An 888-nucleotide genomic window follows, 5' to 3' on the forward strand; every position below is an offset into this window, starting at 1 on the left:
CCGCTGCCCACCGACGCCGCCGCCGTCTACGCCCGCAACCGCGCCCGCGGGGTGGTCCCGGCCAACGCGTTCGCCGCCGCGGAGAGCGAGTGGTCGCGCTTCGAGCACGCCGAGGCCCCGCACGTCTTCGTCCGGGGCGCCGCGGGCGGCCCGCTGGTCGTCCGTCCCGAGCCCGGCTCGGGCGGGGAGCCCACCCGCCTCGGGGAGCTCGCCGTCCGGCTGTGGGCACCGCTGCTCGACCACGAGAGGCAGGACGCGCCGTGAGCACCACCAGCGTGTTGTCGGCACCGACCTTCGAGGTCGACGGGCCGCTGCCGACCGGCACCGTCGTGCTGGAGGCGAGCGCGGGGACGGGCAAGACCTACACGATCGCCGCGCTGGCGACCCGCTACGTCGCCGAGGGCGTCGCGGACCTGGACCGGCTGATGCTGGTCACCTTCGGCCGCGACGCCACCCAGGAGCTGCGCGAGCGGGTCCGGGAGCGGCTGGTGGGCACCGAGCGGGCGCTGGCCGCCGTGCAGTCCGGCGCCACCCCGCCGACGCCGGAGGAAGACCCCGTGGTCGCGCACCTGGCCGCCACCGACCCGGCCGAGCTGGAGCGGCGCCGGGCCCGGCTGGCGACGGCGACGGCGTCGTTCGACGCGGCGACGATCGCCACCACCCACCAGTTCTGCATGCAGATGCTGGCCGGGCTGGGCGTGGCCGGGGACAACGACCCGGACGCCGAGTTCGTCGACCACGTCGACGACGTCGTCACCGAGGTCGTCGACGACTTCTACGTGCGCAAGTACGCCGCCCCGAACGCGGGCCGCCCGGCGTTCGACCGGGCCGCGGCCCTGGCGCTGGCCCGCCGCGCCGTCGGCGACCCGCAGGCCGAGCTGGAGCCCC

At 77.1% G+C, this 888-nt stretch carries 2 protein-coding genes; both read left to right on the forward strand.

What is annotated here, in order from left to right; translation table 11 throughout:
* Nucleotides 1-264: hypothetical protein (locus tag GTW08_RS11490; RefSeq protein WP_161151893.1), on the forward strand; the 264-nt coding region annotated here is incomplete at its 5' end.
* On the forward strand, nucleotides 261-888 hold a 628-nt coding region (locus GTW08_RS11495), incomplete at its 3' end, for a UvrD-helicase domain-containing protein (protein WP_161151894.1). The genes GTW08_RS11490 and GTW08_RS11495, both read left to right, overlap by 4 nt.

The organism is Pseudonocardia sp. SID8383 (assembly GCF_009864975.1).
Lineage (GTDB): Bacteria > Actinomycetota > Actinomycetes > Mycobacteriales > Pseudonocardiaceae > Pseudonocardia > Pseudonocardia alni.